This is a genomic window from Acidithiobacillus sp. TH-A67 (assembly GCF_057473545.1).
Map to the genome: position 1 here is coordinate 40,928 of NZ_JBYCKU010000031.1, position 12,361 is coordinate 53,288.

General features: G+C 62.2%; 10 protein-coding genes and 1 tRNA gene. 4 read left to right on the forward strand and 7 right to left on the reverse strand.

What is annotated here, in order from left to right; translation table 11 throughout:
* The first annotated feature begins 74 nt into the window (after positions 1-74).
* Entirely contained in the window at positions 75-1,427 is a 1,353-nt protein-coding gene (locus tag AC2VNM_RS04825) for an OprD family outer membrane porin (protein WP_486912963.1), read from the forward strand.
* A 51-nt stretch (positions 1,428-1,478) separates the two neighbouring features.
* Positions 1,479-2,021, forward strand: a complete 543-nt coding sequence (locus AC2VNM_RS04830) for an OmpA family protein (protein WP_483165139.1) — start codon at positions 1,479-1,481, stop codon at positions 2,019-2,021.
* A gap of 85 nt (positions 2,022-2,106) precedes the next feature.
* On the opposite strand, the gene AC2VNM_RS04835 is transcribed toward AC2VNM_RS04830, so the two are convergent.
* The 7 genes from AC2VNM_RS04835 to AC2VNM_RS04865 are packed head-to-tail and all read right to left on the reverse strand — an operon-like array spanning position 2,107 to position 11,213.
* A complete protein-coding gene (locus AC2VNM_RS04835) occupies positions 2,107-4,785 on the reverse strand; it encodes a cation-translocating P-type ATPase (RefSeq protein WP_486912964.1) in 2,679 nt (892 codons plus the stop codon).
* Positions 4,786-4,802: 17 nt separating this feature from the next.
* Positions 4,803-5,951, reverse strand: coding sequence for a lipopolysaccharide heptosyltransferase II (gene waaF / locus AC2VNM_RS04840; protein ID WP_483165137.1), 1,149 nt, complete (start codon positions 5,949-5,951; stop codon positions 4,803-4,805).
* Positions 5,888-6,658, reverse strand: a complete 771-nt coding sequence (locus tag AC2VNM_RS04845; RefSeq protein WP_483167187.1) for an RMD1 family protein — start codon at positions 6,656-6,658, stop codon at positions 5,888-5,890. The genes waaF and AC2VNM_RS04845 overlap by 64 nt, the downstream gene beginning before the upstream one ends.
* A 7-nt stretch (positions 6,659-6,665) precedes the next feature.
* Positions 6,666-8,048 carry an FAD-binding oxidoreductase gene (locus tag AC2VNM_RS04850; RefSeq protein ID WP_486912965.1) on the reverse strand — a complete coding sequence of 461 codons (1,383 nt, stop codon included), beginning with the start codon at positions 8,046-8,048 and terminating at the stop codon, positions 6,666-6,668.
* Complete coding sequence (locus AC2VNM_RS04855) at positions 8,045-9,115, reverse strand: SIS domain-containing protein (protein ID WP_483165134.1); 1,071 nt, start codon at positions 9,113-9,115, stop codon at positions 8,045-8,047. The genes AC2VNM_RS04850 and AC2VNM_RS04855 overlap by 4 nt, the downstream gene beginning before the upstream one ends.
* Positions 9,112-9,477: a YraN family protein gene (locus AC2VNM_RS04860; RefSeq protein WP_483165133.1), complete on the reverse strand. Its 366-nt coding sequence runs from the start codon at positions 9,475-9,477 to the stop codon at positions 9,112-9,114. Before AC2VNM_RS04860 ends, AC2VNM_RS04855 begins: the two co-directional genes overlap by 4 nt.
* Positions 9,478-9,479: 2 nt before the next feature.
* Positions 9,480-11,213: a penicillin-binding protein activator gene (locus AC2VNM_RS04865; protein ID WP_486912966.1), complete on the reverse strand. Its 1,734-nt coding sequence runs from the start codon at positions 11,211-11,213 to the stop codon at positions 9,480-9,482.
* Positions 11,214-11,352: 139 nt separating this feature from the next.
* Between AC2VNM_RS04865 and rsmI the strand changes: the two genes are divergently transcribed.
* Positions 11,353-12,219 carry a 16S rRNA (cytidine(1402)-2'-O)-methyltransferase gene (gene rsmI / locus AC2VNM_RS04870; RefSeq protein WP_486912967.1) on the forward strand — a complete coding sequence of 289 codons (867 nt, stop codon included), beginning with the start codon at positions 11,353-11,355 and terminating at the stop codon, positions 12,217-12,219.
* Positions 12,220-12,234: 15 nt separating this feature from the next.
* Positions 12,235-12,310 (forward strand) — tRNA-Phe (locus tag AC2VNM_RS04875).
* Positions 12,311-12,361: the final 51 nt, after the last annotated feature.

Below are 12,361 nucleotides of genomic sequence, written 5' to 3' on the forward strand. Positions count from 1 at the left end.
GGAACTGTCATCATGCTGTCACATTTCGTTGTTATCGTGCCGTGGTAGTAAACACACCGAAGAGGAGAATGCCCATGTTGTTCAAGCACCGCGCCACCACCCTGGCAGTGCTGATGGCCCTGACCGGCTTCAGTGCTGTCGCCCACGCTGCCAGCAGCGATGACTCTCTGAAAAGCTTCATCATGGATAGCAAGGTCGATGGCCAGGTCCGCGCCTACTACTTCGACCGCTTCTTTGGCAAGAACGCCACCAATCTCAGCGCCTTCTCGCTGGGCGGCTATATCAATGCCCATACCGCCTCCCTCGCCGGTTTCAGTGCCGATGTGGGTTTCTACACCGCCAACAGCCTGGGCGCCAACCGGGTGAACCCCGATGTCACCCTCATGGGTAAGGGTACGTCCATCAATGCCCTGGGTCAGGCCTACCTGCAATACGAAATTCCGCACGCCCTGCTGATTCGTGCCGGGAACCAAATCGTTAACACCCCTTGGGTGAACGGCTCCGACTCGCGCGTCATTCCCGCCACTTACCAAGGCGTCTTTGCCCAGGTCTCTCCCTACTGTGGCTGGAATATCTATGGCATGCGCATCTTCCGCTGGAAGAGCCGCACCTCCGCCGACTACTATCGCGACAACCTCCACTACCAAACGGGCTTTGACGGTGATCCCATTTACGGTGGATCAGCAGTCGTTCCCAATACCGACAATACCGACAATGCCGCCAATGGTATTCTCGCCTTCGGCACCAGCTACAAGCGCTATGGCATCCATGCCCAGGCTTGGTACTACAACTTCTATCAGTTCACCCAGACGGTTTATGGTGATGCCAAATATACGCTGAAGACCGGCATCGGCGTGGACCCCTTCCTGGGCGCACAGATCAACCGCGAGTGGGAAAGTAATAGTCTGCTGAACACCAGCTATGCCCCCGGAACCAAGCCCATCGACGGCTTCAAGGGCAATGGCGTCAACAGCACCGCCTGGGGTGTGATCGGCGGTATCGACTACGACGTTGGCAGTGCGCTGCTCGGCAAGGGTCAGCTCTCCGCGGCCTATAACGAAATCCTCTACCATCAAGGGGCCGTGGGTGGTGGCGCTATCGTCTCGCCTTACACCGTCGGTTACGCCACCGATCCGCTCTACACCACTTCCATGATCCGCGGTCTGGTGGAAATGGGGCCCGGGCACGGCTTCAAGATCAAGTGGACGCAGCACTTCCTGAGCAACCAGTTCCTTTTCATGGCCGCCTACGCCCAATATCACCTGCAGACGGCGGGCTACGCCAACGACATCTACGGCGACCTCACCTACTTCCCGCAGGGCTGGATCAAGGGTCTGTCCATCCGCGATCGCGTGGAAGTGGCGCACGGAGATCTGTCGACGGGTTATTTCATCTATAACCGCGTCATGCTGACCTACGACTTCTAAGACCTTATGCCCTGCGGCCGTGGTCGCAGGGCCTGCCAGGAGAAAAGAACCATGCGCATTATCCATACCCTGCTGATCGCTGCCGTCCTCGTTTCTGCCGCCGGCTGTGCCGAGGCCCCCTTCTCTGGCTGTCCGGCAAAGACGGCGCCGGTCGCCGCACCGGCGCCCGCACCCACTCCTGCTCCGATGCCGGCCCCCATTGCGCCGGTGCAGAAAACGATTCTGGAGAGCAAGCCGATCACCATCACCGGCATCAACTTCAAACTCAACTCCTACAAATTGCTCAGCCATGACATCCAGGTCCTCGATGAAGTGGCCGCCTTTGCCGAAAAGCACCCGGATGCGGTTCTGAACATCAATGGCTACTGCAGCAAGGTCGGCTCCTACGCCTACAACCTGAAACTCTCGCAACAGCGTGCCGAGAGTGTGGCACAGTACCTGGAGCAGCATGGCGTGGCCCGCGATCGCATGGTGCTCAAGGGACACTCCTACGAGGACCCCATCGCCAGCAATGCCACGCCGCAGGGTCGCTTCCAGAACCAGCGCGTGGAGATCAATTCCACGATCAAGGTGGAAAAGACCGTTACCGAGTAATTCGCGCACCAGCGCAAACGATTTCAACCCTGCAGTGCTCTAGCATTGCTCCTCCTCTGCCTCGCCCCGCTTCGTCGGGGCTTTTTTATGCCACCTTGCGGAGCAGGCGCTTTTCCAGCTCCACCAGGAAGAACACCGCTACGGCAATGAGCAGGGCCAGGCCCCAGTGACGGGGTTGCAGTGGTAAGGTATGAAATACCCGCTGCAGGGTGGGCAAGTAGAGAAGGGCGAGCTGCAGCAGCAACAGCACTCCCAAGGCAATCCACGCGATGGGGTTGCTGAACAGTGTCGATCTCCGCCACGCCGAGCCCTGCAGGTGACGCACGTTGAAAAGGTATAGCGCTTGACTCAGCACCAGGGTGGTCACCGCCATGCTGCGTGCCAACTCTGCAGGCATTCCCGCGGACAGTTCGGCGTAAAAGGTGGCCATGGTAGCGCCGCCGATACTCACGGATACGAGGGCGACCCGGAGAAGAAAACGCCAATCGAGGAAACTCTCCGCCGGGTTGCGCGGGGGACGCTCCATGATTGCCGGCTCCGCCGGCTCGAAGGCCAGCGCGAGTGCCAGGGTGACGGCGATGACCAGATTGACCCACAGGATTTGCAGCGGCGTGAGCGGCAGTTGCAGGCCGGCGATGATCGCTGCGAGCAGCACCAGGCCCTGCGCACCATTGGTGGGCAGGATGAAGAGGATGGCCTTGCGCAGATTGTCATAAATCGCCCTACCCTCAGCGACCGCCTGGGCAATACTGGCAAAGTTGTCATCCACGAGTACGAGGTCGGCGGCCTCCTTGGCGGCTTCACTGCCGCGCGCCCCCATGGCGATACCGACATCGGCACGTTTCAGGGCCGGGGCGTCGTTGACCCCATCTCCAGTCATGGCCACCACCTGACCGCGTGTCTGCAATGCCTCGACCAGACGCAATTTGTGTTCCGGGCTGGTGCGAGCAAAGACCTGAGTCCGCAGGGCTACAGCCGGAAAATCGTCGGGTGCGATGCGATCGAGCTCCGTGCCGGTAAGTACCTGTGACTCTCCACCTGCAACAAGGCCCATTTCCCGGGCAATGGCCAACGCGGTATCGGCATGATCGCCGGTGATCATCTTTACCTGGATGCCGGCGCGACGGCAGTCGCTAATGGCAGTGATGGCCTCAGGACGAGGCGGATCGACAATGCCGACCAAGGCCAGCAGCGTGAAGTTCTGCCCCAGACTATCGAGATCCAGGCTTTCCTGTTGCTGTCCATCGACATCACGTCGCGCCAGGGCCAAAACCCGCAAGCCCTGACTGGCCAGCCCTTGGTTTTCCCGTTCCCAGAAAGGGATGTCGATGGGCAGCGAGCTGCCATCGGCATCCAGCATGCTCCCACAACGCGCCAGAACCCGGTCAGGAGCACCTTTCAGCAAGATCCGCCGCTGCCCGTCTGGCCGCTCTGTCAGCACCGCCATAAGCTTGTGCGCCGATTCAAAGGGAATACTGGCCAAACGTCGATACCCCTCGCCGGGAAAACCGGCCTTGGCGCTCAGGGCACGCAAGGCACCTTCTGTTGGCTCACCAATGATCTGCCAATTTCCACCTTCTTGCCGTAGCTGCGTATCGTTGGCGACGCTGGCGACTTCCAGGGCAGCGAAACGCGCCCTGTCGCCCGACTCTGCGCCGGCAAGCTCGCCCTGCGGCGCATATCCCGTACCGGTAGCCTCATACCAAGCTGCGTGGGTGCGCAGCCCACGGGCAAACATCTCATTGCGGGTCAGCGTGCCCGTTTTGTCGGTGCAGATGACAGTTACCGCACCCAACGTCTCAATGGCGTGGAGATGGCGGGCGATGACCTGCCTTCGCGCCATGCGCTCCACGCCAATCGCCAGGGTAATGCTGAGGATGGCAGGCAAGCCCTCGGGGATGGCAGCCACGGCAAAACTGATGACCGCCAGAAAAACCTCAAAGGGTGGCAGCAGTTGTCGTGCCAGGCCGACACCCGCCATCACCGTACTGAGTACCAGCACCAGCAACGCCAAGGTTTTGCTGAAGCGTTGCATCTGGCGGATCAACGGAGTCTGCAGAGTATTCGTCTCCTGCAACAGGCCCTGAATCTTGCCAAGCTCCGTCTGCGTGGCGATGGCCGTGACCACTGCCACGGCGCGTCCCGCCTGTACAAAGGTACCGGCGTACAGCATGCTGTGGCGATCGCCTAGGGCAGCGTCGGCCTCTACCGGCGCCGGCGATTTGTCGCTGAGCAACGATTCGCCGGTGAGCAGCGATTCATCGACGCGCAGCCCCTGGGCCGAGAGGATGCGCAGATCGGCGGGCACCCGGTCGCCGGAGCGCAACTGCACGATATCGCCGGGGACGAGCTCCTCGGCGTCGACGTTCTGCCATTCTCCCGCCCGCCGCACCTTGGCCTGCAGGCGCAGGATCTTGCGGATCGCCGCCAGGGCGTTCTCGGCCTTGCCCTCTTGCAGGGTACCGATCAGGGCGTTGATCAACAGCACCGCCAGGATCACGGCACTATCGAGTAGGTGTCCAAGGAGCAAAGTGACCACGAAGGCGGCAAGCAGGACATAGATGAGGGGATCGCGAAACTGCCGCAGAAAGCGCAGGGCCCAGTTTGGGGGAGCCTGGGTGGGGAGACGATTGGCACCATACCGTTGTCGCCGTGCCGCGATTTCCTCGCGGCCCAGTCCTTCGGAGCGACTGGCCAGTTGTCTCAATACGCTATCGGCAGCGACAGCATGCGGGGTTGCGGAAAGGACTTTAGGCTCGTCCATCGCTCTTCAGGCTCCCTCTATGAGCTTTCCAGTACCCTGGCCAGTACCTGACTGACCTCGATCTCTTCCATACAACGGTGATGCTTGAGCGGGCAGACCCGCTTGCCGCAGGGACTGCAGGGCAGGTCCCGACGCAGAACCTGGGCATTTTCCGACAGTGGCGGCGTCATTGCCAGCGAAGTGGGGCCGTAGATGGCAATGACGCGACTGCCAACGGCACCAGCGACATGCATCAGGCCGGAGTCATTGCTGACGGTGATCGGCGCCAGAGAAAGCAGATCGATAGCCTGCAGCAGGGTGGTACGGCCGCCCAGATCGATAGCCCCAGGTGCCTGGGCAGCGATTTCCTGGGTAATGGGGGCATCCTTGGGACTACCAAAGAGCCAGACCGCGTGACCACTTTGCAGGAGGGCCTGGGCCAGACGCGTCCAGTGGCCGACTGGCCAGCGCTTGGCCGGCCCAAATTCGGCGCCCGGGGCCAGGGCGACCACGCGCGCCCCGGGATCGAGACCAAATTCCTGCCAGGCCAGGGACCGGGCCGCCGCGTCGATCTGCAAACGCGGCGCGGGCAAACTGTGCGGCTGCGGCAGACGTGGGGGAAGGCCGAGAGCGACGTACTGATCCACGGTACGTGGGAGTTTGCGGCGATTCAATCGATGGGGATCAGAAAGTAGCCACGCACGCATCTCGCGACGAAAACCACTGCGCACCGGAATATTCATCCAATATGGGATCAACACCGACTTGAAACTGTTGGGCAGGCAGATGGCCCAGTCATAGTCGGTGGGCTGGAGCTCCCGGGCGAGGGCACGCCGCGCCTTGAGTGCCAGCTTCCCATGCGGAATTTCCAGCGAGATCACCCGCCGCAGCTCGGCCATGCGCAACCCCACGGGCGCACTGGCCGGCGGTGCCAGAAGATCGATCTGCACCTGCGGCCAACGCCGGCGCATTACTTGAAACAGCACCTGTGCCATCACCATGTCCCCCACCCAGGACGGACCGATGACCAGCACCTGCGCCGGATCGTTACTGCGCGCCAGCCGCGTCATGCGCTGTACCCGCGGCAAAAGCTCCGCGACCTGCGCGTCGGCTACCGCCTCGTCTACCACAGGTTCCCCAGCAGCATGACCACCAGTTCCACGGCAATCAGCACGATGATGATCCATTCCAGAATGGTCTCGCGCTCGTGGCGGCTGGCGACGACGATGACCTCCAGACCCTCGCGGATGGCATCGAGTTTTTCGTCGAGGGCGCGAAAGCGGCTGGTGAGTTCGAGATCGCCAGACAGCTCCCGGGACAGGAGCTCAAGACCCGGGGTTTCCCAGACGATGTCCGGGTTGTCGAGTACCGCCAGCCGCGAGAGGATCTCGGTGCGGGTAGCAGAGGTCGACGCCAGAAAACGCAGGTATCCGCCCCTGCGCCCTGGCAAACGTCCGCTTCTGGTGACCTCAGAAAGCAGATTCAGGGTAGTTTCGAGGAGGCTTTCGACCGCCTCCTCATGGAGTTCCAAAGCCAGACTCTGGGCCAGACGCAGAGCCACCAGAAAGAGGCGCTCATCATCCATCTGGCGAAGCTGTACCGCTTCTTTTCCGACACCATCGCGATCACTCAGACGGAGCTGGAGTTCTTCCACGTTCACCTTACTGACCGCCGGAAACGCCGCCTGTACACCCGCCATGATCCGCGCCTGCAAGGCCGGCCCCGCTTCATAGAAGCAGATCACCCCAGAGCGAAACAGCACCACCCGGGTCTCGCCATCGCGCAGCATGCGGTGCGCTGGTCCCTCAAAGACGCGTTCCATGTCAAAGCATTCGTTCCAAGTCTTGAGCTGGATCTGGCGCACCGGCTGAATAGCATAGAGAAGGGGCTGCATGGGGGGCTTAGTCGTCGGGAAACAGCTTGCCAGGGTTAAGGACCCCCAGGGGATCGAAGAGCGCTTTGATTTGCCGCTGCAGGTGCAGGCTGACAGGGTTCAGTTCGCGGCCCACGAAGGCGCGCTTGACACTGCCGATGCCATGTTCTCCGGAAAGCGTACCGCCGAGCGCCAGCACGCTGCCGAACAGGCGATCCAGACCCCGCTCGGCGCGTCGCATCTCGTCCGGGTTGGCAGGGTCGACGAGGAAATTGACGTGGAGATTGCCATTGCCGGCATGACCAAAGCTGACGATCCGCAAGCGTTCGGCGCGGGCGATGTCTTCGATCTCGGCCAGAAGATCACAAAGGCGCGGCACCGGCACCACCACATCTTCATTGATCTTGCGCGGGGCCATGGCCTTGGTCGCCGGCGACAGCGACTTGCGTGCCGCCCACAGGGCAGCAATGGCCGCCTCGTCCTGACCGTGTTCGATCTGTAGCAGCCCCTCCCCGGAGAGCGCGGCACCCATCAGTTCCAACTGACGCGGGAGATCCGCCGCTTCGCCATCCACCTCCACCATGAGCAGAGCGCGACTGCTGTCGGGCAGGCTGTTCGCGGCGCCCATACCGCGCACCGCCGCCAGGGCGTGGGCGTCCATGAACTCCACCGCACTAGGCAGAAAATCCTGCTGCATGACCCGATTCACCGCGGCACAGGCATCTGTGCCCTGCGCATAGGCGGCGCGCAACAAGGCCCGCGCGGCAGGACGCGGCGCCAGCCGCAGCGTAGCCTCGGTAATCAGGGCCAGGGTACCTTCACTGCCCACCAACAGCCGGGTGAGATCATAGCCCACCACGCCCTTGCTGGTGCGCACGCCGGTATCCAGGGTTTCGCCACGCCCGGTCACAGCCCGCAGGCCCAGAACATAGTCTCGGGTCACACCGTATTTGACGGCATGCGGCCCCCCGGCATTCATCGCCAGATTGCCACCGATGCGGCAGTAGGGACTGCTACCGGGGTCAGGGAGATACGCCAGTCCATCGCGGCTGGCGATGCGATCGATCTCGCCGGTGATGCAGCCGCTTTGCACGCGGATGAGGCGTTCCTGTGGGGCATATTCCAGCACCTTCGTCATGCACTCGAAAGAGACCACCGCCCCGCCCTCCACCGGCAGTGCGCCGCCGACGTTGCCGGAGCCCGCCCCGCGCGCCGTCAGGGGAATGCGATGACGACCTGCCAGACGGACGATCGCCTGCACCTCCTCATGGCTGTGGGGGAAGAGCACAATGGCTGGCAGCCGTGCCTCGGGGGTATCATCACGGCTATACAGCTCGCGCGTGTAGTGATCATCGCGGGCACGCTCGGCACCCAAGCTGGCCTTGAATCCGGCAATGGCCCTCTGGCTCATGATTGCGTCTCCCGAATTTTCTGCAACAGGCCGGTGGTACTGCGCTCATAACGAAAAGGAATGCTCAGCACCCGACCGCCCCAGCCCTGCACCTCGGTCGCACCAACAATTTTTTCGACGGGCCAGTCGCCCCCCTTGACCAGGACCTCGGGCCGCAGCCTTAGAATCAGTCGCAGGGGAGTGTCATCATCGAAAGCCGTGACATAGTCCACCGCGGCCAGGCCGGCAAGGACGCCCTGGCGATCAGCGAGGGGATTGATCGGGCGGTCGACACCCTTGCCCAGGCGCCGCACCGAAGCATCACTGTTCACCGCCAGCACCAGAGTAGCGCCTTCGGCTTTCGCTTCCGCGAGATACTGCACATGGCCACGGTGGAGAATGTCGAAAACGCCATTGGTGAACACCAGGGGACGCTGGCCCTGTATCCGCCCCACCAGCTCGTCCCAGTCGTTGATGATTTTGTCGTCCAGGCTTTGCGGCTGTTCCAACTCCGCCGCGTGGGCATCGACGGCGGCACAGAGGCTATGAATCAGCAGCAAGTGGACTTCCTGAATACGGGCCGTGCGTTCATGGGGTACGCGCAACTCGATATCTCCGGGACGCAGCTCCCGCGCCAGGGCGCCGCCGTCCCGGCCGGTAAAGGCAAGAACCCATAGACCCCGGGCCTGGGCCGCACGCACGGCAGCGAGAATATTGGCGGAATTGCCGGAGGTACTGAATACGAGCAGGCCATCTCCAGCCTTGCCTAAGGCCGCCACCTGGCGAGCGAAGACCTGCTCATAATCGAGATCATTGGCAATGGAGGTCAGCACCGCCCCGTCGGTACTGAGGGCGATGGCCGGCAAGGGTTGGCGCCAGCCCTCGAAGCGATTGACCAGTTCCGAGGCAATGTGGGCGGCATCTCCGGCGGAGCCGCCATTACCACAGCTCAAGAGCTTGCCGCCACGCCGCAGGGTGCGCAGGATACTTTCCTCTCCCTGCCGACAGGGCCCTGCCAGCTCCTCCAGCGCACGCAAAAGGGCGCGATGCTCAGCCAGTTGCGCTGGCCAAAATAGTGAATCATTCATGGGCTGGGCACCTGAAACGCATCACGAATCCACTCGCCATCTTCCCCGCCATCAAAGCTCACGACATCGAAGCGACAGGGCCAGGACTGATATTGGGCATGGCGCAACAGAAAAAATTGGGCGGCACGGATGATCCGTTTTTGTTTGCGCGGCCCGATGCTGGCGGCTGCGTTCCCCTGGCGGTCGTGGCTACGGCTACGTACCTCGATAAAGACGAGACTATCTCGGTCCTGGGCAATGAGGTCGATCTCGCCAAGGCGGCAGCGAAAGTTGCGCTCCAGCACGCGCATTCCCCGTTCACGTAACAGCCCCTGCGCGCGATCTTCATGCCACTGGCCAATGCGCTGCGTAGGAGAAGGCATCGTCAGGGCCTCGGCAATTGCGACAAGACCTGCAGGGTGCCATTCTGCCAAGTGACCCATTGCAGATGGCGTTGACCGTGTCGCACCGGGTCTGCGGCAATCCCCATCAACTGCATATTCTCCTGCTGGGCCGATGCAGTGGAGCCAAGGATCTTCGCCAGCAAGCCATAAGCCTCCACCCCGAGCCCCGCCATACGCCACTGTTGCGCTGTTGCCTGCGGCAGGCTCTGCTTGACTGCTTCGGCGGCGGGACCATTGGCCATCTGCGGGTCGAATACCCAGGGCATGCCCAGAGCGTAGATCTTGCTGCCACTCAGTCCGCCAGAATTCTCACTGGTAAAAGTGGGGATGCCGGCCAAAAGGATCGAGGCGGAACTCTGCGCGCGTATATCGCTAATGATCGTCGCCAGATTTTGCCCCGGCGCGACCAGGAAAAAGAAAGCCCTTTGTCCACCGACAGAGCCCAAAGCCTCCTGCACAGCGCCTGCAGTATCGCCACTTCCCACTCGGTAATGGGCGACCCCCGCAACGTCGCCGCCAAGCCGCTTCCAGTTTTCCAGAAAGGCCGCCTGCATGGCGGCACCCTCAGCATCCAAAGGATAGAGTACCGCGGCTTGGCGATAGCCGGCCTGAAATGCATCTTCCGCGACGCGTCGAGCGACCACCTGCAAACTGATGTCAAAGTCGTAGATGCCTTTGCTAGGATCGCTGGCGACGTCGCCAAGCAGCAGGATGGGCGGATCCTGCGGGTGGCGCGCACCGAGCACGGCATTGATATCCTGTGGCAAAGCGGGACCGACAAAAGCCGCGCAGCCGGCCTGAACCCCCGCAGCATACTGGGTAGCATTCAGTGCCGGGTCGCTGCTGTCACTCAGTTCGTGAATGGCTGGCCCCGAGGCCTGCCGCGCCGCCACTTGCAGACCCGCCGTGAAGGCCAGGGTATCGTCGGCAAAGCGGCCCGTGGTGGGAAGCAGGGTGCAAACCGCGCCCTTGGCTCCACTCGCTGGGGTTGCCGCTGCATGTTCGTAATGAATGTTGGGATGACCCGGGTGCGCCTGTAGCCAAGCGGCAAACGCTGCCGCACGGCTCGCGGGGTCGACATGTTCCCGAGCGATCAAGGCAAAGGCCAGCCATTCCTGTACGATCGGATCGCCGCTGCGTCCCTGCCAGTTTTTCAGTTTTGCCGAGCTCTGCGCATCCAGTAGCGAATGAATATGCTGCCGGTTTTCCGCCTTGGCCGAACCAGAGAGAAGTGCATCCCGCTTCACCAGAAAATCGAGGGCCGTGAGATCGTGGTTTTCGCGCTGATAAATCTCTGCCAGCTCTTTCATTGCGGTGGCACGTCGCTCGGGAGAGACAGCACTGATGCTGATGAGCTCGGCAAGGGCGCCGCGCGCCAGCTTGTCCTGCCCATCGCGCTGATAAGCCTGCGCCTGTATCCACAACGCCTTGGCACGTTGGGACGGATCCTGACTCAGGCGCAGCACCTCGGCACTGAGCAGACTCGCCACCTGCGCGCGATTGCCATCCAAAGATGCCTGCGCTGCCTTGAGCAGGTACTCGAGTTGTTTGTCGGCCCCGCTCGCGGCAGCGGCCTGGATATACTCCTTGGCAGCCGCAAGGTCCTTTCCTTCCGCCAGCAAGCGGTCAGCCTCTTGTGCCTGACTGATTTCCGTTGCCGCCGGCGTCACCGCCACCGGCGCGGGAGTGGGGGTTGGCGACGGTGAATGTGGCATACTGGCGCAAGCGCTCAACAACACGGTGAGAAGTGCCGTGCTTCCGAGGCGCCACGATGCGGGCGCGAAGAGTCGGGAGAGCTGCTGCATGGGGCAAAGTGTAGGGAGAAGACCGCAGGTGCGCAATGAGAGGATGGAGATGCCAATTGGACGAGAAAACTATCCCGGTCGCTTGGCAATCGTCGGCACGCCCATCGGCAATCTGGAGGATCTCTCGCCCCGGGCACGGCGAGTGCTCAGCGAGGCCGACCGGATCCTCGTCGAGGACCGCCGCCATGCCCAGCGCCTTTTTCAAAGCATCGGTATCCAGCCGCGCACCGAAGCGCTCCACGAGCACAACGAGCGCAGCCAGATCCCCCGCATCCTCGGCTACCTGCAGGCCGGCGAGCGCCTTGCCCTGATTTCGGATGCCGGCATGCCGCTGATCTCCGACCCCGGCTACCCGCTGGTCCGCGAACTGCACCGTGCCGGAGTTGCGATCACCGTCATCCCCGGCCCCTCTGCGGCCCTAGCTGCCTTGGCCCTAGCCGGCCTGCCTACGGATCGCTTCTGCTTTGAAGGCTTTTTGCCAGCCAAGTCCGCAGCACGGCAGCAGCGCCTGCGCGAACTCGAGGCGGAAACTCGCAGCATGATCTTCTACGAAGCGCCACACCGCATTTTAGCGACCCTGGAGGACATGATTGCGCTGCTGTCTGGCGATCGCGGCGCCATTTTGGCCCGCGAAATCACCAAGTTGCACGAAGAAGCCGTGGGCGAGAGCCTGGCAGAAATCCATGCCACCCTGGCCGCTTCCCCGGAGCGCCAACGCGGCGAGATGTGCCTGGTGCTCGCTGGCGCGCCAGAACGCGAAAGCGGCGAGGCAGATCTCGATCGCCTGCTCCGTCCATTATTGAAAGAACTCCCCCTGGCGCAAGCCGTGCGCCTTGCCGAGGCCCAAAGCGGCGCTCCCCACCGGCGCCTCTATCAGCGCGCCCTTGCCTTGACTTCCGCAGCGGAGTCGGATTAAATCGCGACTCTCATAGCCCAGGTAGCTCAGTCGGTAGAGCAGAGGACTGAAAATCCTCGTGTCGGTGGTTCGATTCCGCCCCTGGGCACCAATTAAATCAACATGTTAACGGAAAATTGCCTGCCTCATGATTAGAGGACCT

Coding starts and splice junctions, on each gene's coding strand:
- waaF (WP_483165137.1), bottom strand. CDS start 5,951: ATGGATCATCATCGTGCTGATTGCCGTGGAACTGGTGGTCATGCTGCT.
- AC2VNM_RS04830 (WP_483165139.1), top strand. CDS start 1,479: ATGCGCATTATCCATACCCTGCTGATCGCTGCCGTCCTCGTTTCTGCC.
- AC2VNM_RS04835 (WP_486912964.1), bottom strand. CDS start 4,785: ATGGACGAGCCTAAAGTCCTTTCCGCAACCCCGCATGCTGTCGCTGCC.
- AC2VNM_RS04825 (WP_486912963.1), top strand. CDS start 75: ATGTTGTTCAAGCACCGCGCCACCACCCTGGCAGTGCTGATGGCCCTG.
- AC2VNM_RS04860 (WP_483165133.1), bottom strand. CDS start 9,477: ATGCCTTCTCCTACGCAGCGCATTGGCCAGTGGCATGAAGATCGCGCG.
- AC2VNM_RS04865 (WP_486912966.1), bottom strand. CDS start 11,213: ATGCCACATTCACCGTCGCCAACCCCCACTCCCGCGCCGGTGGCGGTG.
- rsmI (WP_486912967.1), top strand. CDS start 11,353: ATGCCAATTGGACGAGAAAACTATCCCGGTCGCTTGGCAATCGTCGGC.
- AC2VNM_RS04850 (WP_486912965.1), bottom strand. CDS start 8,048: ATGAGCCAGAGGGCCATTGCCGGATTCAAGGCCAGCTTGGGTGCCGAG.
- AC2VNM_RS04855 (WP_483165134.1), bottom strand. CDS start 9,115: ATGAATGATTCACTATTTTGGCCAGCGCAACTGGCTGAGCATCGCGCC.
- AC2VNM_RS04845 (WP_483167187.1), bottom strand. CDS start 6,658: ATGCAGCCCCTTCTCTATGCTATTCAGCCGGTGCGCCAGATCCAGCTC.